At 34.9% G+C, this 23445-nt stretch carries 18 protein-coding genes and 1 tRNA gene; 3 read left to right on the plus strand and 16 right to left on the minus strand.

All coding sequences use genetic code 11. The features are described 5' to 3' along the window. Window positions 1–70 precede the first annotated feature (70 nt). Window positions 71–946 carry a peptidylprolyl isomerase PrsA gene (locus PECL_RS05535; RefSeq protein ID WP_014215612.1) on the plus strand — a complete coding sequence of 292 codons (876 nt, stop codon included), beginning with the start codon at window positions 71–73 and terminating at the stop codon, window positions 944–946. Between the two features lie 260 nt (window positions 947–1206). Here the strand turns inward: PECL_RS05535 and PECL_RS05540 are convergent, their stop codons facing one another. The 8 genes from PECL_RS05540 to argS all read right to left on the minus strand — a co-directional run bounded on the left by PECL_RS05540 (window position 1207) and on the right by argS (window position 11763). Next, the gene (locus PECL_RS05540) at window positions 1207–2157 is read right to left on the minus strand and encodes a 3'-5' exoribonuclease YhaM family protein (RefSeq protein ID WP_014215613.1); all 951 of its coding nucleotides are present in this window, start codon (window positions 2155–2157) and stop codon (window positions 1207–1209) included. A 13-nt stretch (window positions 2158–2170) separates the two neighbouring features. Beyond that, window positions 2171–4738, minus strand: a complete 2568-nt coding sequence (locus PECL_RS05545) for an ATP-binding protein (RefSeq protein WP_014215614.1) — start codon at window positions 4736–4738, stop codon at window positions 2171–2173. After that, on the minus strand, window positions 4728–5948 hold the full coding sequence (locus PECL_RS05550) for a metallophosphoesterase family protein (protein WP_014215615.1): 1221 nt from the start codon (window positions 5946–5948) through the stop codon (window positions 4728–4730). Before PECL_RS05550 ends, PECL_RS05545 begins: the two co-directional genes overlap by 11 nt. 70 nt (window positions 5949–6018) lie before the next feature. Continuing rightward, window positions 6019–6363, minus strand: a complete 345-nt coding sequence (locus tag PECL_RS05555; protein WP_014215616.1) for a YlbF/YmcA family competence regulator — start codon at window positions 6361–6363, stop codon at window positions 6019–6021. Window positions 6364–6426: 63 nt separating this feature from the next. Then, window positions 6427–8535 carry a transglycosylase domain-containing protein gene (locus tag PECL_RS05560; protein ID WP_407946508.1) on the minus strand — a complete coding sequence of 703 codons (2109 nt, stop codon included), beginning with the start codon at window positions 8533–8535 and terminating at the stop codon, window positions 6427–6429. A gap of 216 nt (window positions 8536–8751) precedes the next feature. Then, window positions 8752–9201 (minus strand): arginine repressor, encoded by a 450-nt coding sequence (locus tag PECL_RS05565; RefSeq protein ID WP_014215618.1) that lies wholly within the window; start codon window positions 9199–9201, stop codon window positions 8752–8754. Between the two features lie 5 nt (window positions 9202–9206). After that, window positions 9207–9887, minus strand: a complete 681-nt coding sequence (locus PECL_RS05570; protein WP_014215619.1) for a Crp/Fnr family transcriptional regulator — start codon at window positions 9885–9887, stop codon at window positions 9207–9209. Window positions 9888–10077: 190 nt separating this feature from the next. After that, on the minus strand, window positions 10078–11763 hold the full coding sequence (gene argS / locus PECL_RS05575) for an arginine--tRNA ligase (RefSeq protein ID WP_014215620.1): 1686 nt from the start codon (window positions 11761–11763) through the stop codon (window positions 10078–10080). Between the two features lie 363 nt (window positions 11764–12126). Here argS and PECL_RS05580 point away from each other — a divergent pair. Both PECL_RS05580 and PECL_RS05585 read left to right on the plus strand, forming a co-directional pair. Next, a tRNA-Gly gene (locus PECL_RS05580) sits at window positions 12127–12197 on the plus strand. A 792-nt stretch (window positions 12198–12989) separates the two neighbouring features. Next, window positions 12990–13568, plus strand: a complete 579-nt coding sequence (locus PECL_RS05585; protein WP_014215622.1) for a stage II sporulation protein M — start codon at window positions 12990–12992, stop codon at window positions 13566–13568. Between the two features lie 238 nt (window positions 13569–13806). Here PECL_RS05585 and PECL_RS05590 read toward each other — a convergent pair whose 3' ends face one another. The 8 genes from PECL_RS05590 to PECL_RS05625 form a co-directional block, all read right to left on the minus strand. Then, window positions 13807–14886: a glycosyltransferase gene (locus PECL_RS05590; RefSeq protein ID WP_014215623.1), complete on the minus strand. Its 1080-nt coding sequence runs from the start codon at window positions 14884–14886 to the stop codon at window positions 13807–13809. A 163-nt stretch (window positions 14887–15049) separates the two neighbouring features. Continuing rightward, the gene (locus tag PECL_RS05595) at window positions 15050–15748 is read right to left on the minus strand and encodes an aspartate/glutamate racemase family protein (RefSeq protein WP_014215624.1); all 699 of its coding nucleotides are present in this window, start codon (window positions 15746–15748) and stop codon (window positions 15050–15052) included. Between the two features lie 6 nt (window positions 15749–15754). Continuing rightward, window positions 15755–17011 (minus strand): carboxylate--amine ligase, encoded by a 1257-nt coding sequence (locus PECL_RS05600; protein WP_014215625.1) that lies wholly within the window; start codon window positions 17009–17011, stop codon window positions 15755–15757. A gap of 1 nt (window position 17012) precedes the next feature. Further along, window positions 17013–18542, minus strand: coding sequence for a UDP-N-acetylmuramoyl-L-alanyl-D-glutamate--2,6-diaminopimelate ligase (locus PECL_RS05605; RefSeq protein ID WP_014215626.1), 1530 nt, complete (start codon window positions 18540–18542; stop codon window positions 17013–17015). 13 nt (window positions 18543–18555) lie between these two features. Continuing rightward, window positions 18556–20436: an asparagine synthase (glutamine-hydrolyzing) gene (asnB, locus tag PECL_RS05610; RefSeq protein ID WP_014215627.1), complete on the minus strand. Its 1881-nt coding sequence runs from the start codon at window positions 20434–20436 to the stop codon at window positions 18556–18558. A 115-nt stretch (window positions 20437–20551) separates the two neighbouring features. Beyond that, complete coding sequence (locus PECL_RS05615; protein ID WP_014215628.1) at window positions 20552–20896, minus strand: iron-sulfur cluster biosynthesis family protein; 345 nt, start codon at window positions 20894–20896, stop codon at window positions 20552–20554. A gap of 6 nt (window positions 20897–20902) precedes the next feature. Further along, a complete protein-coding gene (locus PECL_RS05620; RefSeq protein WP_014215629.1) occupies window positions 20903–21451 on the minus strand; it encodes a TetR/AcrR family transcriptional regulator in 549 nt (182 codons plus the stop codon). A gap of 259 nt (window positions 21452–21710) precedes the next feature. Beyond that, window positions 21711–23270 (minus strand): amino acid permease, encoded by a 1560-nt coding sequence (locus PECL_RS05625; protein WP_014215630.1) that lies wholly within the window; start codon window positions 23268–23270, stop codon window positions 21711–21713. Between the last annotated feature and the right edge of the window lie 175 nt (window positions 23271–23445).

Consider the following 23445-nt stretch of genomic DNA (forward strand, 5'->3'; position numbering starts at 1 on the left):
TCTTTCTTATTAATGGTATGATTAATCTTGTATTTTTATCGAAAAAATTGGTTAGGATGTGAATTAAGGAATGAAGAAATTATTACTTGGCCTAGCAAGTATCGCTATGGCTTTTACCTTGGCAGCCTGTGGAAGTAAAACGGTTGCCACAACAAGCGGGGGAAATATTACCCAAGATCAATATTATAGTAGTTTGAAGGATACATCTAATGGTAAACAAATTTTACAACAGATGATTATTAACAAAGTGCTTGAAAAACAGTATGGTAATAAAGTTTCAAGCAAACAAGTTGATAAGCAATACAACTCTTACAAGGACCAATATGGTTCACAATTCAAGAGTGTTTTGCAACAAAACGGAATGACTACTGCAACACTTCGTAGCCAGATTCGCTCAAATCTTCTTCTAAAGGAAGCTGTTGAAGATCAAGATACAATTACTAACAAGGAACTTGATTCTGCATGGAAGAGCTATCAACCTAAGGTCAAGGTTGCACAGATTTTAGTTGATAAAAAAGACACTGCTGAAAAGGTTATCTCAGCTTTGAATGATAAACAAAGTTTTGCTAGTGTTGCTAAGAAATATTCTGTAGACACAGCTACTCGTGATAAAGGTGGCGTTATTCCTGCCTTTGATAACACAAATACAACCTTAGATTCAACCTTTAAGAAGGCCGCATTTAAGCTTAATAAAGACGAATATACTAAGACGCCGGTTAAGACTCAGTATGGATATCAAGTTATCAAAATGTTAGACAAGCCTGCCAAGGGAAAGATGTCTGATCATACTAAGGAACTTAAAGAACAGATCTGGAATAACGATATGAACAATAGTGATAAGTTACATGATATTGTTGCTAAAGTCCTCAAAAAAGGAAACGTAACAATTAAAGACAATGATTTAAAGAACGTTCTTGATGATTACATCTCAACTTCACAAAACTAATAAAAATAGTTAGAAAAATGAAGCGCACTAGAAAAGTTTACAATTCAGATTTTAGAATTAAGTAGTCATGGCTTGCCCCCAATATTCAACTGGGAGTGAGCCATTTTTGTTTGGTTCTATCCCAAATTGTTGAAACAACTTTTAACTTGAATTAACTATTATATTTATCCATAAGAAAACCCCACAATCATTAGATTTCTCGTCTAACAGTTGCAGGGTGCTTCAAAACAAACCTTTATTTTTTAACCCAATGCTTATTCCTATTTGGTTTCCGGTTGATAAAAATTGCGACCATCCATACCAAAAATCCTTTCACTAAATGTACCAGGTGTTACACCTTTTAATGCCCCACTCACCATTTGGATCTGTGCATCTAAATCATCCAAAGCATGTAGCACAACAGCCTCGAGCATATGCGGTTCAATTGGAGAGCCGTATTCTTTCAACCCATGATGAGAAATGATCATGTGACGCAAAATAATCATACTTTCTGAATTAGTATCAATTTTTAATTCTTGCGCTGCTTTTACAATTTCTTCATCAATTAAAACAATGTGTCCCAACAAATTGCCCGGAACAGTATATGTAGTCCCCACTGGACCTGATAATTCAATAGTTTTACCTAAATCATGTAAAATCGCTCCAGCAAACAATAATGACTTATCAATCTGTTCATACTGTTTCGCTACTGATTTGGCCATCCTTAAAATTGAAACCGTATGAAACGCCAGTCCACCTTCAAAAGCATGATGATTTGTTTTCGCAGCTGGGAACGAAAAGAATGAAGCATCAAACTTTTTCAAAAGGTATCGTACTATACGATTCCAGTCAGCATTAGTTATTTCAAAAACCGTGCTATTAATTTCTTCACGTAATTCATCAACAGAAACCGGAATCTTATCCATATATAGTTTGGGATTGGCAGGTTCACTGGCATCATCGGCTAATCGCATTGAATTAATTTTAACTTGTGGATTACCCTTGTATGTCTCCCTGAGGCCGCTAAGAAATACAACTTTGCCCGCCTGAAAATTCGTGATATCTTCCGAGCTTGCATCCCAAAAGTTCCCCCTAATTGTCCCAGATTGGTCCTGAAATGTCATTGATAGGTAATCTTTTTTGGCTCGGGTAACTCGTTTATCCGCCGATTTAATTAAAACAAATATATCCATGGATTCATCATTTTCAAATTCCTTAATTTGTTTTGTCATTGCTAACCCTCCTCTAAATTAGATTTAAAACCTGAACCTCATTGCTCAACTTTTTAATGTCTTCATTTGATGTTAAGTATATCACTTGGTGTTCTTGAGATAATTTATTAATAATATTAAAAACGTTAACAGTACGATCTGAGTCAAAACTTACAAAACCATCATCAATAATCAAAGGTAACTTTGATTCACTAGAAACAATCTTTACAAATGCAAATCTTAGACTGATATAGAGCTGATCAGTTGTCCCCCTGGATAGTTCACCTAATTCAAACTTTTCATGGTTGTCAGAACGCTTAACCTCAATCGTTTGATTACCTATCTTAATTTCATCATAGCGTCCATTTGTTAAAATATTAAAATATTCACTAGCACTCGTTATAACTTCAGGTAGCCGACCGTGAGTTGCCTTTTCCAATGTTTCATCAATCCATTTTTTTGCTATTTTATCAACAAGCCATTCATGTACGTGGTCCGCAAGATTTGCTTTTGTTTCTTCCAAATCCTGTTCTAATTCTTGAATCTCATTTCGGGAAATCAGACCACTTATTTCACCTGTCTTATCAGATCGTTCATCTAACAGTTCATTTTGTCTTTGTTGATTTTGCTGTATTTGTTGTTGCAAAGAATTAATTTGCTCATTTAAAACTCTAATATTCTCAAACTGGTTATATTCATCTAATTGTTCTTTATCTATAGCTTTTTTTAAACTATCAAACTCTTTCTTTGCTTCTTGGAATTGTCGTGCTTCACTAATCAATGCAGGTATTTTCCCTGAATCTATTTGTTCAATGGTAAAATGAAGTTTCAATTTATCAAAAGATTCTTCTTTTTTCTTGCTTTGTAAATCTAATTGATCGGATTGCGCCATCATTTGTCCTTTTAAGCTAGCAACATCATGTTCGACCTGCTTAGTGTCAAACTGCATTTTTTGTATTTCAGACAATCCCTTTTCATCTTCAGGAATGTTAATTAACTGGTTGATTGAATGAACTTGCTTCCAAAAACTATTAATGTCTTCATTTAATTTATTCAATTCTGAATTAGCAACCTGTAATTCTGTTTTTGATTTTTTTAATTGGAAAACTAAATTTTGAATAACAGTCCATTCTGACACATCGAATTCCATCATACCTGCTTGCTTACCAATCGCAGCTAAATTTTGATGTACTTCATCCAACTGTCTTTCCTCGTTCTCCAACTCAACTTGCAGTGGGCTTGCTCCACTAGTAGCCCTTTGACGTAACCCAAGAGCAATGGCCCCACCCCATGCTAAAATAAGCAGAACTCCCTTTATAAGACTTGATATTGGTAAAAGCAAATCTAAAATTGACCAAATTGCCGCCCCAATCAAGAATGGATTAAGTAAAATGTTTTTTTCGTCATGTTTAGGCATTGATAGGATTTGGTTTTTTACTTGATTTACTTCAGACTCTTTTCTCGACTTGGTTAGAAGAAGTTGTTGCAAATTTTTATTATCATTCTCATCGAGTTCTTTCACATTAGAAATATCAATTTTTGAGGGTCCATAACTTTTAATCTCATCAATTGAGTCAATAATTCTTTGCGTTCTTCGTTTATAGTCCTCTCTCTGGCCAATTTGAAGTTTTATCGCAGGAATTTGGTTGCTGATGCTCGTTAAGTTTAAATCATTGTCCTTAGTGTTTTGATTAATTTTTGTGTTTAAACCTTGTACCACTAACTTTAACTTTTCGACCTGCTGACTAGCCGACTGGTATTTTTGCCAGTTTATTGATTCTTCTTCAGTATCGATCGACGGAATATCAAACTTGGATTCTGTTATTTTAGAGTTTAAGATATTCATTCGTTCGATTTTATTCCAAGCTTTTTTTACATTTTCCAATTGGTCGAGTTTACCTTGAAAAGAGTTTTGCTCTTCTCTAAGGTGCTCAACTTTATTTTGATTTTCTTGTTTAACCTTAATTAGTGCATCATACTGGGGCAACTCCTCTCTTTCTTTATTTAATAGTTGTTCCTGTGCACTAACTTTTTTCAATAACTGATTAATAATCGGCTTCTGACCACGCACCTTATATAAAGTGTTTGCCTCTGAATCAAGCTTATCTTCTAAGCTAAACCATTCGTGCCCACCAACTGCTCCCATTCGCATAATTCTTTCTTGCAAAGTTCTATGGTTGACATTCTGAATTAATTCTAAGTCATCTTGATTAAAGCCAAAAAACTCTCGATAAGTGACCAAATCCACTTGTCCTAATATTTCATCTAATAACCCATTATCAACTTTTTCTCCATTTGTTAGGTTGGTTATATTAACAGTATTTTTTTTAGGCTTATCGATCCGTTCTATTTGGTAAAATCCACCATCATATTCCACAGTCAAATTACCACCGTATGCTGCTCCACTGTGGGGCTTATACTGGTTAAATTTATTTTTTCCTTTTGCATCGGAAAAACCAAATAAAATTGAAATTATAAATTGTCTTAACGTTGACTTTCCTGCTTCGTTTTTACCAAAAAAAAGTTGTAATTGTTCATCAAGATTGAACTCTACATTATTCCACTTTCCAAATCCGTATATTTCAATTTTTTTAATCTTCATTTGTATTTTCTCCAAATACATTCTCTTCAATTAACTTTACTTTTACATCATTGTAAAGTTCATTAATTTGTTCATCACTAAGATATTCTTCCGCAATAAACTGATTTTGAAATAGCTTGCCTGCCACTGAATTTATTTCTGCAGGTTTAAAAACAGCTTTTTGGGCCTCGCTCCAAAAGCTTTGATCTAATTCAGAAAATTGTAATGTCTGGGTTTTAAAATTAATTTTAATTTTATGAATCCAAAAATCATCTATTCCTAAAGCGGCTTGCACTCGATCTCGAACCAATCCATTGCTTAGTTGTTCCACTGTTTCCCTTGTGAGTTGGTCCGCATTTTCTAAACTCAAATCAATAATCTGAAAAACATCTTCTTTTGAAGACTCCACTTTAGTTATCATGTGCTCAATGATTTCTCTAGTATCTTTTTCATTAGTTATACCGTAAGCCAACCTTTTCCAAATGATTCTACTTGTCTCAACAAATTTTGAGTCGATTCCACTGCTATTGGTTTCTAACAAATAATATCCTCTCTTACCATTCTCGTTAACATGACGGCCTTGAATATTTCCCGAATATTGAATAATTGGCATCTCATTAAGAATCTGTCTTTGATGAATATGTCCCAGAGCCCAGTAGTCATAATTCTTGTTTAATAGTTCCTGTTTAGTAAATGGTGCATAATGTGATTCAGGAGCATTAATTCCGTCCATACTTCCATGCAACATTCCAATTTGAAAATCAACTTTAGAATCACGAATTGGAAACAAGCTCGCCATGTCAGCTGTGACAGCTTGCTTATCATAACTAAAACCTGCAATCCCAATTCTTTCTCCCGTACTTAACTCAATGATTTTATTACTTATATCCGCGTTAAAAACATTTACATTTTTAGGAAAAATATTTACTGGGATTCTATTATTTAAAAAGTCATGATTTCCAAAGCTTAAAAATACTAGTATTCCTGCGTCTTGTAATTTTTCAAATTGGTCAATTGCCAAATTGATTGAGTTTAGGTCAGGATTCGCATTATCGAATAAATCACCAACAATCAAAACAAAATCAACTTGGTCACGAATAGCGTTGCTAATTAATTGTTTAAACGCTTCCCCCGTCGCGTCTAACACTCGCTGTTTTACTTTCAAATCAATATCTTTCAAGCCTTTAAAAGGACTGCCTAAATGGATATCTGCAGCATGAATGAATTTCATTTTTCTCCTCCTCAAAAGAAAAGACTGACACAAATATATTGTCCCAGTCTTTTCGCGATACATACAAAAATTAATTCCGATATAACTCTTGAACAGGTTTGGTAATAATTTGATTAATATCACCTAATAACTGATTAAGGTTGCGTTCTTTATCCATCAACGACTTAACTACTTCGATGTCACCAACCTTAGTAGCAACTTCTCTAGCATGTGTCATTTCGTCTTCAGTTAAGTCTTCACCGTTTGCCTGTTTTTGTTGAACATTAATTTGAATTTCTTGAAAATCTTGGAAGAGTTTATATGCGACTGGATCCTTTTTCATCTCGCCAAATGCCTTAACCAAATCTTGGTATTCGGTTGTTTCCCTTAATTCGCGTTCCATTTGATTCGCTGTATCATAAATGTTGATAGCCATGATCTTCCTCCTTTTATTAACTACCATAATTATAGCATTTGATTGTTATATACACTACTGGTCCTAGTGTCCAGTGATAAAGTTTTTAGCGTCATTAAACCACTCTTCAGCCTTATCTCTAACTGTATTGGTTCCTTGCGAGATACTATCTTGAATTGACGATGTTCCATTTTGGATATCATCCCATAAATTAGAAGGTGAACCTGAATTTTGCGCTAATGTAGAAGCCATCTGTGTATCAAATTTAGTTCCTTTTGTACTTGGTAAAATTGCACCCATTTCACTTCTAAAAAGCCCGTTCATACCGACCCCAGTTATGTTCTCTAAATGGTGAGCTTTATTAGTATCATCAAAGCCTTCCCACGTTGCAACAACAATATCAGGTGTATAACCAACCATCCACTTATCTTTTGTTGCATCCGCCGATCCAGTTCCATCCGCTTCTGTTGAACCCGTCTTACCAGCAATTGTATAACCGGCCGGTTCAGCTCCATAACCGGTCCCAGCAGAATCATTGTAAACCCCAAGCATCATACTCGTCATTTCTTTAGAAACTTTAGTTGAGATAATCTTCTTTGTACTAGGTTGATTATTTACAATCACGTTGCCAGAAGCATCAACAATCTTTCTTATGAAACCGGTTTGTGCGAGATTACCATCATTTGCAAAAGCTGTGTAAGCTCCAGCTAATTGAAGTGGCGAAACTCCTTTTGTTAATCCGCCCAGCGCCATAGCGAGATTTTTATCCCCACTTTCAGGATGTAATCCGAATTTCTCAACTGAATCGTAACCCTTATTTACACCAATTTTATTCAATAACCAAACAGCGGGTGCATTTTTGCTTTGCTCTAATGCCTGATACATTGGTAATTTACCGGAGTACTGATCATTGTAATTAGCCGGTCTATAATTATTGGACCCATAACTTGTTAACTTATCTTGTAAATTAGAGTCATACGAATAACCATCTTCAATCGCCGGGGCATAAACTGCAATTGGTTTCAAAGTTGAGCCTGGTTGGCGTTTAATTTGTGTTGCTCGATTAAAGCCACGGAAAACATGCTTCCCACGCCCACCGACAACTGCTTCCACTCCACCATTTTTTGGATCTACTGCAACTGATGAAGCCTGTACCATAGTTCCGTCTGTTGCGTTACTTGGGAAGTTTGCAGCATTATCAAAGGTTTGTTCCATTCCCGTCTGTTTACTTTGATCTAAGTAGGTATAAATTTTATACCCACGGTTCATAATATCAGCTTCCGTTAAACCATAGCGATTGATTGCCTCGCTAATAACAGAATCAAAGTAATATGGATATTTATATGTGTCTTCATAATGATACGTGTTAGCCGTGAGAACAGGCTCTTGCTGATATGTTTTCTCCTGAGAAGCCGAAATCTTCCCATTTTCCTCCATCAATCCCAATACTACGTTCCGTCTATCTTTGGCATTGGTAGGATGATCCACTGGATTAAAGCCACTTGGATTAGTTAACATTCCAGCAATAACAGCAGATTGTGGTACTGATAGTTCAGAGGCGCTAACTCCAAAATACCGTTTTGCGGCATCCTGAACTCCCCAGACCCCGTTACCAAAATACGCATTATTCAGGTACATAGCAAGTATGTCTTGCTTAGAATATACATTTTCAACTTCTACTGATAAAAACAACTCACGTGCCTTTCGTGAGAAGGTCTGTTGCTGAGACAAAAATGCATTTTTTACCAACTGTTGAGTAAGCGTACTTCCACCACCAGAAATATAGTCGCGCCCAAGTAACTTATTCATTGCAAACAGAACCGCAGCTCTTCCAATACCTTTAATTGAGAAACCGTGCTCTTTATAAAAATTTCGATCCTCAGTTGATATTACGGCATTTTGCACATTGGGAGAAATCTTATCTAAATCGACCCATGTTCCCTTTTGCGAATATAGACTTCCCGCCTTACTATTGTCGTCATCGTAAATCACAGTTGATTTTGATAAAGCAGCCTTTAAATCACCAACATTGGCTGTTTTAGCTTCAAATGTAAGATACGCACTCATTGCAAAAAATATTCCTAAAAAAAAGACAATTATCCATCTAGTAATCTGATAACGATGCCAATATTTTTTTATGAATCTATTTATCACTTTAAAAATTGGTTTTAGCCAAGCAATGATCTTTGCCATAAACCCGTTTTGATTTTTCATACTTAACATCCAATCCGTTAGAAATTATGCTTTATTTTACCATATCCCCTAATACAGAGATTTCTTCAAAGATTTTTTAAGCCCTTCTTAACCTCTAAAAAGTTTATATTCTTCATAAAAAAGGTTATTTCAGCAAAAAAAAAGACCGGTACAAATGTTTATATCAGTCTCTAGTAATAATAAATAGTTTCCCAATCAAATATAATATTTTAAAATTTTATTCAAAGAAATTGCACTTTCTGCGTCACTACTAAACGTAATAACTGTATCATATCCCGCTAAAGTTCCTTTAATTTCTCCAAGTTTAGCATCATCCAAAACCGCAGCTATTCGATTTCCATCATTCGGTGTGGTCTTAATAATATTCACAAATTGTACCTGTGTAACCTCTAAAACACTTTCCTCAAAGGCATCTGGTAAAACATCACTATGAATATTTTTGTCAGGCTGAGGCACACGGTAATACTGATCCCCAGTTATATCAGCCTGTTTAACAATCCCCAACTCTCGAATATCTCTTGAAAGAGTTGCTTGCGTAACTTGTACACCAGCCTTTTCCAATAACTGAATTAGATCAGCCTGTGTTTCGATTTCTTGCTCAGAAATCACATCAACAATTAACTTTTGTCGCGTTTCTTTTTTCATAATATCTAACCAACAAATGAAAATATTTTATTTTGGTACTTTATAGTATTTTCATGCTCCATTTTTTTAACAACTTGACTAGTTGTTTCTCGCGTTGTACCACTCATTAATGCAAGTTCAGCTAAACTAATTTTAAATGGTATTCGAATAGTTTCTTTAATGTACCTTGCATGATTTTCTTTTAGAAGAAAAACAGTTTGCTCTATTCTAACTTGTGCAGACGAACTACCAATTTCTTGCATCCGACGTTCAACCGTATCAAACATTTGATGCACCCTGTTTAAAAGAGCCCGTGAAAATGTCACTTGAGTCTGAACAAGTCCTCTTACGATTTGGTGCGGAATTTCAATAAGTAACACATCACAGATTGCATCGGCGGCATAATGATGAATCTCACTACGCCCGAATAAAGTTCGAATGGAAAAAAATGCTTGAGGTTCCAAATATGTAATGAAGGTTGGAACCCCTTCTAAGTTCAGTTTTCTAATCTTAACATGTCCCTCTACAATGCAATATGAGGATTTTACGTGTTTGCCTTGGTTAAAAATCTTTTTCCCGCGTTTAACAACACGCAACGTAGCTTTGTCTGCTAAATCGCGTAAAACATTAGCGTCCAAACACTTAAAATCCTGATGTTGCACCAAATACTGATATATCTGTTCTTTCGTTGTGAAAACTTGGTCCATACATTCCTCCTGATATTTATAATAAAAATGATACTCAGCTGCAAAACAATCTATACCAATTAGAAATAGTGTGGGAGTGTTTATTTTTCTTCAAGGTAATTGTTAACTACTAACTAAGCATCAGCAAATATTATTATATCTTATCGGAGATATACCTAAAAGTCGAAATCCGACATTTCAAAACATTTTTTTACATTTCTTGTGGTGATTTAACACCTAGAAGACGCAATGATTCCTTTAAAACCATTGACACACTTTTAACCAAAGCAATTCTTGCACCTAGTTCTTGATCATTAGTTAAAACCTTTGAATTAGCATAATACTTATTAAATGCTTTAGCCAATGCCAATGCATATTTTGCGATAATTGAGGGCTCATAAGCTAATGCAGCTCGTTTTATTGTATTGGGAAAACTTTCTAGTGCTTTCAAAGTTTCCCATGCATTTGTATCGCTAATGGAAATATTTTCATCGATTTCGATGTCACCAGCTTTTCTCAAAATACTCTCGGCACGTGCTCTCGTATATTGAACGTATGGTCCAGTTTCACCTTCAAATCTAACAACTTCTGCTAAATTAAAGTCGAATGAATTCGTGCGTTCATTTTTTAGGTCATGAAAAATAACTGCCCCAACACCGACATCATTTGCAACCTGTTTTGCATCCTTTAAATCAGGATTTTTTTCAGAAATTTGTTGACTAGCAAGTTTAATTGCATCATTTAAAACCTCGTCTAACAGAACAACTCTACCGGATCTTGTTGATAATTTCTTACCATTCAGCGTAATCAATCCAAAAGGAATATGATGAATATTATCTGACCAATCATAACCCATTTCCTTTAGGACAGCCTTTAGCTGTTTAAAATGATTAGTTTGTTCTGCTCCAACCACATAAAGTGATTGTACAAAATCATAAGTGCGATAACGATAGATTGCTGCTGCAAGATCTCTCGTAATATATAATGTTGCACCGTCAGTTTTTTTAATTAGAGCCGGATTTAAATTGTATTTTTCAAGATCAACAACTTGAGCGCCTTGGCTTTCTTTAAGTAATCCCTTATCTTCAAGCAATTCAACGACTTCGTCCATTTTATCATTATAAAATGCTTCTCCATTGAATGAATCAAAGGTTATACCCAACTTGTCATAAATATACTTAAATGATTTTAATGATTCAGATCTAAACCATTTCCATAGTGTGATTGCTTCCTCGTCACCATTTTCTAACTTTTTAAACCAATCTCGCGCAATATCATCCAATTCCGGATTTTTTTGATCTTCTTTATGAAAACGTACGTAATACTCTAAAAGTTTGTTAATCGGATCTGCCTTAACTTCTTCTTCTGATCCCCACAGTTTGTATGCTGTAATCAGCTTTCCAAATTGCGTACCCCAATCACCTAAATGATTAATCTTTACTGGGCTATAACCATTTTTCTCTAAAATCAATGCCAGCGAATTTCCGATTACTGTTGAACGTAGATGCCCCATTGAAATTGGCTTTGCAATGTTAGGTGATGACATGTCAATTGGCACCTTTCCACCTTTTCCATCTTCATTTTGTCCGTAGGATGCTTTTTGTTTCATTACAGTCGTTAAAACTTCGTTGCTAAATGACTTCTTATCTAAAAAGAAATTAAGGTATGGTCCAGCCACTTCAACCTTTTCAAACTTAACTTGATCGATTTTTTCCGATATTTCCTGTGCAATTATTTGTGGTGCTTTGTGCATTGTCTTTGCCAAGGTAAACGTTGGAAACGCATAATCCCCCATCTTCGATTCTTTTGGGACTTCAATTCTGTCATAAATATCTTTCTGATTAGCCCCGTCTAATACTGGTTCTAAAGCATCTACTACCAAATTTTTATAATCCATTATATCCTCCTAATCCTTACCCACCAAATCAAGACCGCTACATAATTTTATTTAATTAAGATAAATTATTTATCACAAGGTACAAAAAAACTCCTACATTACAGATAATGTAAGAGACGAGATATCCCGCGGTACCACTCTTTTTGATTGAATAATCCACTCATTATTAAACTAGCTTCTAAAGAGCACGCCTTCACACTCACGTAAGCGTTGGCTTCCACCGTCCCAACTTCGCTAAACTTAAAAGAAGTGCTACTACTCTCTTATCATTGAACACTGATAATTATAACAAAAAACAGAAAGAAGAGCGATTTATTATTTTTATTTTCCATAAAAAGTGATAAAGTAGTTATTGTAATAATTGCGGATGTAGTTTAATGGTAAAATCCGAGCTTCCCAAGCTCGTGTCGCGAGTTCGATTCTCGTCGTCCGCTTATGAATAGGTGCTTAACTACTGATTAAACAAGCTTTTACAATTTTAAGTGCACCAAAAGTGCACTAAAGTTTCCATTAGATAAATATACAATTAAAAACACTACCTCTATTTTGAAGTAGTGTTTTTATTTTCTAGTTCAACTAACTCATCAGCAACTCGACAGAAGGGATAATGTATTTGGATAGTGGTTTTACTTTTCAATTCAATTAAACCTACGCCTCTTTTCCCACTGACTTGTGTAGTATTTTATCCTTTTTAATTTCACACAACATTTTAAATTGTTTCATGAATTTTGAGTTGAGGTCCTTGTTTTTTAACTCGAGAATCAACGAATCATCCGGATTAATAAAATACCTTACTGTTTTTAATAGCATCATGCTTTTTAAGAAGACAATACGGTAATACAATATATAAAAAACATAATTTGAGTATTTATTTAACAACTACCTTCATTTATTAAAGCTATAACTTCTCAATCAAATTAGCATAAAATCAATCACATATTACAAATTTCGTATAGAAAACTATTTTTCTTGGTATAATATAAAAGTATTCTCTTTGCCTGCAGCAGAGTACCAATTAAACTACCAGTTTTGCACTTATATACCAGATATTCAAAAGTCAACCAATTTTAGGGAGACTTTAAAAATTAATTCATTTTTTATTTAATCTACTAAAATATTAATAAATGGCAGACAAACTTTGACAACCTGTCGTGGTTCAATGCTGCTAGTGAAAATACGAGCAAAAGTGATCCTCGTTAAAAGCTAATATTTAGGAGATGACAGTTATGATTAAAAATTCATTGGCACGTTTTAATACGGACTATAGGAAGAGATTTTTTAATTATTTAATTGCAATGGTGATTATTTGGGTTATTACATTCATGATAGTTAAAATTTCTGGTCATGAAAATCAAATTTTATCCCTGTTAAAGAACACTATTGGCAAATCAGCAGGAAACGGGCAACTAGCGTTATTCTGGCATAATTTTTCTAGTTCATTACTAATTATTATCCTAGGTATAATTCCAATTCCCCTTTATTATTTATTTATTATTATGAATGCTGCGAGCGTAGGGATGACACTTTCCTTAGTAAACAATCCAATTCCAATGTTTTTAGCTGGGATTTTACCACACGGACTATTTGAAATACCTGGACAATTGATGAGCGTTGCAATTAGCGCTCGACTTGTTTGGTTCATGATTAATAAATACTTTCGGCATAAGCAAACTAATGTAACATTAAAAACTCTAATTACTGAAAGTGCTATCGATACAGTTGTATACGTTTTACCATTGCTTTTCATTGCAAGCATTATTGAAACTTATATAACACCTATCTTAATTAATATGATCAGCAAATAACTTATTTATCCACTCTGGTGACGTTAGCAGTGGTTCGATTCCACTGGTGGAAATATAGGTCGGGTTCTCACCTCGACACAATCTTCTAGTTCCTATTGGTCATAGAATTAATTAGATCACTATTTTTACTTGGTTCACATACAGAAAGCTTTTTCAATCAATACTTTGATTACTCAAAATTTCCAGAATGCCTAGTTTAAGAATAGGGTTGGATATAGCTAATATTCAAAATTTATTTTCATTCTAAAATTGACTTCCATTGATCCACGATGTTTTCCATCTGGAAATCCCGCACCCTCTCTAACGACCTTTTGGCGAATTGCTCTCTTATCCCTTGGTCGTTTAATACTGGCAAAATTTTTTGAATAAATTCGTCTACATTGTGACCGTCTAACAGTAGTCCATACTTGCCGCCATCCAAGTATTCATCTGCCCCAGTTGAATACATTGTTGCAATTGGTAACCCAAAGCTCATCGCCTCACCTAGCACCAGTGGTAGTCCCTCCCACCGTGAAGTCATCACAAACAATGAGGCATTTAAATAATGTTGCTGTAATTCGGCATCTTTTAATCGACCTAAATAAGTAATTTTATCTGTTACGTCCTTTTGCCTTCTCAATTGTTCAAAATCATTCATCGCTTTTTCTCGTCCATCACCAGCTATCGTTATTTTCCAATCATCTGGTAACTTAGATGCTACGTCAATCAAATAGTCAATTCCCTTTTGTTGAATATCGATCCGTCCAGTAAAGGCGATGTTGTGTGTTTCTAAATTGGAATAGCCAGTTGCCTCAATCGTAAGCGGATTATAAATTTTTATAGTTTTAGGGTTATATGGTAGAAATCCTAAAAGGTCATAGTCAGTTAATACAACAACTCCATCGGCTTTTTCTAAACCACCTATAAATTCCTTTTTCATATAGATATAGTAATTATTTAAATATGTGTCTACATTATTATGCATCCAAGCAATTGCACGAATATTTGGAATTTTATTTTTTATTAAGGGTATAAAACTTGTTAAACAGCCAGCTGTGAGAATAACTGCATCATAATAACCTACTTGTAATTCTTCAATTAAGTCATCGATCTGATCTTTCAATCTGGTTAATGGCTTATCACCACGAAAACTAATTCCATTGGAATCTAGCGGTCTTTTAGCGATTATAAGTGGTGCATTCAATTCATAAAACGGTTCAATATCAGCCAATGTATAAAATTTAACATCCATCTCATTTGCAAGCCTGTTTCCCAATATGCTTGCAACCCGTTTAACACCATCCATGACAAAATTCTCGACTACAATTAAAACTTTCATTAAAATCAACTCTTTTCATCTAAGTTAATTAACACAATAAATCGAAGTTAAGAAAATTATGCACGGCGTTAACTAATAACGCAAAATTTATGCTCTCAAAAAACATCCAAAAAAAAGTATGCCTTCGACAAGGTCTGGCCTTTATCGATTGCATACTTTTAATTTATTTCTTCGCTAACTCAATTGACTTATCAACCAATACAGATTGAGAATCAGCAATTGGAAAATCATGGTCAGGTGCGATTTCTTGAGCATATGAAAGTTCTGTACATCCTAAAATAACAACCTCTGCCCCACGTTCCTCGATCATTCTCTGCAAAATTACATGAAATAGATCAGCGTCAACTTCATTCTGCGCTTTAATATCGTCAAAAATTAACTCACTAGTCATATCTTGAAGCTCTTGAGTAGGTTTAATTACTTCTAACCCGACTGCTTCCAGCTCACGATCGTAAATCCCATCCGAAGTTGTTCCTGGAGTGCCAATAATTCCCACTTTTTTAACTTCTGGAAAACGTTTTTGAATATCCTTAACCGTTTCGCGAGGCATATGCACGATCGGAATCTCAGTTGCTTTTTGCAGATCGTCGTAAAAATAATGTGCTGTATTACATGCGATTACAAAGAATTTAGGACTTAATTTACTTTGATCTCTTATATCTTCAAGCAAATCTGGATATGGATTTGGTTTCGAATTATCCATCAAGTAAGTAGAACGATCTGGAACACTCGCATGATTAACCAATACATAGTTCAAATAATCTTGATCACGGTGTGCCGGAGTTCGTTTGTTTAGCAGTCTAATATAACTTTCAGTAGCCGGAGTACCCATACCCCCTATGATTGTAAAGAAGTCTTTCATTTGAAATCACCCCTTATTTTCTTTAAAATACTTCCTAAAGTTTTTAACATAATTATGGTTCATCCATGCTAATAAGAATCGACGTTTTAAATTCATATCTTCATCAAAATACGCAGTCAGTCCATAGTTACCATCGTTAATTAAATCTAAGGCAGCCTTTTTTTCTTCATTATTTCGAGCATATTTTTTAAACACTCGTACTGGAACACCTAACCAAACCTTACGATTTTTAAGGACCTCGTTGGCTAAGATTAATTCCTTAGACTCCAAAGAATTGGTAACGTAATCATTGACCACATAACTTGCCAAATTGTAACCATTCAACGTAACAAAAAAACTGCTACGACCTTGTCGAATGTTAATTTCAAACAGCTTAAACTTACCATCGCGTTCATCGTATTTCATATCAAAATTAGCGTAACCAACGTAATTAATGCTTTCAAGGAATCTCTTAACTGTGTTATAGATGTCAGCATTATATTCGGGTAAAATAGCCACATAATTACCAATAGCCGATGGAGCGGGATCCTCCAATAATGGGTGTCCAAGACACATCATCTTAACTTTGTGATTCTTGTCAACATATGCATTTAAAACTCGCATATTACTGTCATCTCCAGGAATAAAATCCTGAAGAATTAAATCAGAAGTGTATCCATTATCATAAATTTTAGCTATGATATCATCCAATTCTTCCTGTGTTTTGATTCTGAATGCCTTTTTACGTCCTTCAAAATGAATATCCAGCCACTCAACACTGTCAGCTGGCTTGAGCGCAACTGGGAATGCAAATGGTGAAGTGAAATCAGCTTTACTTTCATAATCTGCTTTTGAGATAAACTTAGTATCAGGATACGGAAGATTGTATTGGTCACAAATGCTATAAAAACGTTCCTTATTATTAAGCTGTTTCAATAAATCATAGTCAATATACGGACAAACGAAAGTCTTTGAAAGTTCCTCTTTATGCTTCGAAATAAGTTCTGCATACCCGTCACCCATTCCTAGTAGAATAACTTTCTCGTCCGATCCGTCAAACTGTTTTGCAATTTCGCGCATAGACTCAATGAACACAGGATCCTCTGAGAATCCCGGAATAATATTAACATCAATAATTTTAGTGAACCGAGTTGGTGCCAGCTCAGCTCCAGCGTATGCTTTAACTTTTCTCCCAGTTAATTCAAAAAAGCCACGCGCCATTCCATATGCATTAAAATCACTTCCTAAAAGAATTGGTGTGAAATTGTTAACAGGTCTCTCCATGTTATAATCCCCTTTTAAAATCTTCGGCTACTTTCATATCAGTTGGCCACGGTGTATCAACACCACGGACTTTTTGATATGGATCCTCACCTTTTCCAGCTAAAACAACAACATCCCCATCGTTGCTTCCGTTTATTGCTTGCTCAATTGCTTTTTTTCGATCTAAAATTCGGTGAACTTCAACCGATCCCGGAATGATATTTTCTTCAATTTCGTTAAGAATATCATCTGGATTTTCAAATCCTGGATCATCCGTAGTAAGATAGGCAACATCTGCCTGTGCACTAAGAGCCTGTCCAAACCCCGCACGACGTGACAATCCCTTATCACCAGGGCTTCCAACAACTACGCGAATCATTCCATTGGGATACTGTGTTCTCAAAAACCTTAATAACGCATTTAAGCTAGCAAAATTATGAGCATAGTCAACAAATACCATACCATGATGCGGAATCTTTAAATGTTCCATACGCCCTGGAATCACCACTAAACTTAATGGCTCGATAGCATCCTGTCGACTCGCCCCCGCAAGAGCACTAGCAATTAAAGCTGCCGTTGCATTTTCTTGATTATAATCACCTGGTACATTTACCTGATACTCACCCGCAACATTGAGCTTTTCGGCTTTATCAGTGTTAGCAATGACTTGCATCTTATCAGTATCAATCTGGTCTACGAGATTATTAATCGCAAAATCCGGCTTCTGTCGCTCTTTTGCAGTACTGTTTTGCTCAAATAAATAAATATCTGAATTCTCATGTCCAGCCTTCGCAGTTGCCAAAATATCGGAAAATCGATCCGTTGCAGCATTAATAATAACTTGCTTTGAATTAACCATTAACTGCATCTTGCAATGCAAATAATCCTCAAAATCTTTATGCTCATTACGACCAATGTGGTCAGGAGTAATATTTAAGAAAATTCCAACGTTAAACTGCAATCCAAACACTCTATTTCTTAGATATGATTGTGACGAAACTTCCATGACGAGGTACTTCATCCCATTATCGACGGATACCCGCATGTCGTGAAATAAATCCATTGATTCAGGTGTTGTAAGATCTGATTTGAACTGATCCTCTGCCTTAGGTCCAACAATTCGATCAATTGTTGAAAATAACGCCACTTGATGTGGATATTTATTTTCTAAAATACTATGTGTAAAGTACGCTGAGCTTGTTTTCCCCTTTGTGCCTGTAATTCCAATAATAAATAATTCATCCTGAGGACAACCATAATATGTAGCAGAAAGAACCGCCATGGCCTTTGCAACATCAGTTACAATTAAGGCAGTCATGCCGGTTCCTTCCTGCAATTCAGTTTCCGCAACGTAAACCGTGGCTCCGTTGGTTTGAGCTTTGGTCAAATACTCAGGCTTGAAATTACCCTTACAGAAAAACATATCATCTTTTTCTGACGTTCTTGAATCATACGTAATTCCATCAACTTGTTTCACTCCTGAGTCAATAAACTTACTCAGTAGTTGATATTTATCCAAGATTGCCTTTGCTTTGGCAATTTCAAGTTTCATCTGCTCATCTCCACTAAATTTGTGTTCGCTTTACTAAATCAACTGTATTAGCAGAAGTTTCTTCTGGGAAATATACTTGATACCATAAAATGAACGTATAGATTGTAAAAATCTTTTGCATGCTTGATTTTCCGTTAACATGCTCTTCCAAAATATGCATTAAAGCTTCTGGTTTAAAGAATTTCTTCGCAACATCTGAATTAAAAGCTTCTTCAATTCGTTTTCGATACTTGTCTTCCTTAATCCAATTAGCAATTGGAGATGGGAAACCAAGTTTTTCTTTTTTAGCAACTTTTTCTGGTAATTCGGCTTCAGCGGCACGACGAAGGGATACCTTAGTTTCATCCTTATGAATACGTGTTTTAATTGGCATGGTAGCCGCAAATTTAGCAACTTCACGATCAACTAAAGGTGTACGAACTTCCAAAGAATTAGCCATACTCATTCGGTCAGCCTTGTGCAAAATATCAAATGGCAACCAAGTATTAATATCGAAATATTGCATTTGCGTCATCTCATCTTTGCCTGCAACTTCATCAAAAATGTGCTTCGTATATGCACCAGTATCGACATTTAAACTTGGATCCTTAAGAATCTTATCGCGATCATCTTGGTTAAATACATAATTAACCCGATAATAACGTTCACTAAGGGGCTGTGCACCACGTGTTAAGAAACGCTTCCCATGGAAACGGGGTAACCCAGAAACTGCTTTAGCAAGTCCCTTACGTATTATCTTTGGTACCATCTTCTGGTAACGCTCAAATGTGAATGATTCCAAATACGTATTGTACCCACCGAAAAATTCATCGGCTCCTTCGCCAGACAAAGCAACTTTAACATTTTCACGAGTTCCTTTTGAAAGGTAGAATAACTGCATCGCTGAAGGATTAGACAGTGGTTCATCCATGTAATACATGATAGTTGGTAGGATATCAAAATAATCATCCCCATCCATGTATAGAGGAGTATTCTTTTGCTTAATTTCCTTAGCAAATTCTGTAGAATAACTTAACTCGCTATATTTGGAATCTTCAAACCCAATTGAAAATGATTGAATTGGCTTAAACTTAGCTGCTTCAGCTAAAACATAGCTTGAATCAATTCCACTAGATAGGAAACTCCCCACTTCTACATCAGCAATCATGTGTGCATCAACTGAATCGTGCACAATTGTTCGGATTTTTTTAGCGTCTTCTTCAATTGTTTGGTTTTCATCAATGTGGTCATAATTAAACTTGAAGTAAGTATGGGTCTCAGTTTTTCCATTCCGATGAATGAAGTATGTTCCAGGAAGTAGTTTGTATACATTCTTGAACATTGTTTCTTTAGATGGAATAAACTCAAAACTTAAATGAATTGGTAACAATTCCTTATTAAATTCCTTGTTGAATTTAGGATGTTCCAAAAACGCCTTGATTTCTGATCCCCATAAAAATGTTTCATCATCGTCATAATAATATAATGGCTTAATTCCAAAGTGGTCACGTGCTCCAAACACCTCATCATTTTCGATGTCATAAATCACAAAAGCATACATACCACGTAACTTTTGTAACAAATCAGGTCCCCATGCATCGTAACCATGAATTAAAACTTCTGAATCAACGTCCGTCTTAAACACATATCCTAATTCTTTTAGTTCTTCACGAACTTCTTTATAATTATAGATTTCACCATTAAAGGTCAGTACTTTGGTTTCCGTACTATTCATCATCGGTTGGCGACCATGCGCCAAATCGATAATTGAAAGTCGTCTGAATCCCATTGAAGCTTTTTCATTTTGGAAATATGCCTCGTCATCAGGCCCACGGTGCTTAATCCGATCAGCCATTGAGTGAACGACATTCTTATCTACATTACTTTGGTTAACGTACCCTACAAAACCGCACATGTTTTTGTCCCCTTTGAATAATAAAAATTATTTAACTGACTTTCGTCACAACACAAATTATTTTATCAAATTAACGCCTTAAATACTACTATTGTAAGATTTTCATAACCTTTAATTAAACTAAACTTAGGAGGGTTAAATTATTTTCTAACAAACCAGAGTTAGCCTTTAAAGCCATTGTATCCCATTTTAAGTTCAAAGATATTTTCAAATTTGTTTCTAAATAACGAAATGTATCGGCATTAACATAAAAATCCCCTAATGAACTACCGAACAAAATATTATATGAATCTGGCAGTTGCTTTTTCTTAATAATAATTAACTGATATTTTAACCCATTTTCAAGTAGTTCATTGGAAAACGGACCAATACCATCATCCAGATCAATAATTCCAACCGTATCTTCAGTAAAAAAAGGCCGTACCTTTTCATAGGCATCATCGGAAAAAAGAATTTTCATAAATTTCTATCCCCTATCTAAAACTTTTATGAATTCCACTGCCTTCTCATATAGCGCACTCCTTGAGCAAGATTTCGCTTCAACCTGAAGTCCATTATGAAAAGTTAATAGCAACCCAACCAGATTATCCTTCGAAGCTGCCGAATCTTTCGAAATCACCCTCTGAATACTTTTCCTATATTCGTTGAAAATATTATCAACCATCCCTGTTACTGATCGATATTCTCTAGTACCAACCGCGTCAACGGCCATACATCCTCTGGGGAAAACATCATTTTCCCAGTCCATCACTAGTAGATCACAAAGAATTTCGTTCTTTGCTTTATTTTGTTTTTCAATAACCTGAAGTGTTCGTTTAAAAAGTCTCGTATAATACCCCAATGCCACGATGTAAAGCTCTTCCTTATTTCCAAATTTATTATATAAACTTTGTGGCTTTACATGAACAAATTCGGCAACTTTTCTCATGGTTGTCGCTTCAAAATCATTTTCCCAAAAGAAAAGCATTAACCCTTTTAAAACAGAGTCAACATCAAACTCAGTTTTTCTCGCCATATTTCTACTTTCCTCCCAACACAATTACTATACAATATATTTAACGAACGTTCAATAATTATTTAAAGAATACTATTTTCATCATTTAAAACCTATTAAGTCCAAAAACATATTTTTATCAGGCAAAACTTGTTTAAAATAAAATTCACTTTTACAATCGTTTTCGTTGTAAAAGTGAATACAAGGTAAGTTCCTAATATTAAATTGAATAAAATATTACGAAGAATAATGATACTACTCTTAGTTATTTAAAATAAAATCATCTTGATTCATGATTATCAATAAAATTATTAACCTGGGACTCCTTTTTTTCAACATCTTTTTCAATCAACTTTATATCATGCTGAACACGTCCCTTTGGATAAATACTTTTCTGAATTTTATTTATATCACTTCTCTTAACTGTCCAATTATAACCACCCACGTCAGGAACTCTGCTCCCAATCTCGTACGTTAATTCTGTAATTATAACAATTACAGCAAAGAAAATGACCATAATCATCGTATAGGTGCCCGATTTTATTCCTGTTATATGCTGATTTGGAATAAATGTTGAGTAGAAAACAATTATTGATGATAATAAACCAATTGAAGCAATACCATACTGTCCCATTTTGCCACCAGGAATAACAAAGTCTCGATGGACCTTGTCTTTTTGATTAATTTGTTTCAAATACGCCGTAAAAATTAACACGTAAGTTACCAAATACAACATAACAGTTAATGCCATAGCCATTTGGTAAGCATTATTGTCACCACCAAAGATAACCGTTAATACCCCACTGATAATTGTTACAATTCCTCCTTGCAAAAATATCAATCTAACCGGAACATTTTTTTTGTTAACCTGCATGAAATATCGAGGTAAAATACCGTCTTCGGCAGTCACAAAAAGTGATTTAACCGGTCCTATAATCCACGAACTAATTTCACCAATCATTCCGAATGCCATCAAAAGTCCAATAATATAAACGCCCCAGCCCAAAAATGGTATTGTATCATTAAACATTTGACTAACAGCTTGAATCACACCTTGATTCAATGTTAAGTCTTTGACTGGCACTACAGCCGCTACTGATAATCCTCCGAGGGAATCAATTAAAATTGCAAAAACTACCAAAGTTAAAAGTGCGATCGGATAATTCCTTTTGGGTCGTTCCAAATTATTAATATATGACGCAGACGCTTCAATACCTGTAAATGCAAGTACGTACGGGACAATTGTGTCTAAAGAAAAATTTTGTTTTAGGGTGGCTAAATTGCTCGAAACATTAGTATCAAACTGAACGTGACCTGCTGAGAAAAAATATACCAACCCAAGGATCAGTAAAACAATTGAAGGAAATACAATTCCAGAATAAAAACTAACGTTAACTAATTTTTCAGTTTTGCCAACTCCCCCCAATTGCCAAAATGTCATTCCCCAATATATTACCAAGAAGGCGATCCATTTTATAATTGGATTATCGTTTAGCTCTGGCCAGTTAAACACGTATGAAATTGCACCTATAATAAAATAAATCATAGTTATAAAATTAACGGTAATTTGTAACCATTGAAAAAATACAGCCATAAAACCAAATCTTGATCCCAAAATGTTCTTAACCCAAGTAAAAACACCACCATCTTCGTTGCCATCAATGGTCGCAAGTTCTGCCGAACAAAGTGCAACAGGTAAAAACCAAATAATACCTGCGAAAATTAAGTAAAGTACAGAAAGTAATCCCGACTGTGCAAAAGCAGGATATTCATCAGCTGACATTAACATTGCTGCTGTTAGCGTAAAAAATCCCATTAAGTTTATTTTTTTGGTTTCCATAAGATTCCTCCCATATTAGTTACTATTCTAATACGCATACTTCCCTATTGACAATTTTTTTGCAAATAACCCATTTCGTTTCATCATTTTCTATAAATGAAACTAATTTACTTCCCATTTTTTAACAATTCTGCTAAACTACTTAGATAAATGAGACAGGAGGAATGGAAGATGA

This window comes from Pediococcus claussenii ATCC BAA-344 (assembly GCF_000237995.1).
Lineage (GTDB): Bacteria > Bacillota > Bacilli > Lactobacillales > Lactobacillaceae > Pediococcus > Pediococcus claussenii.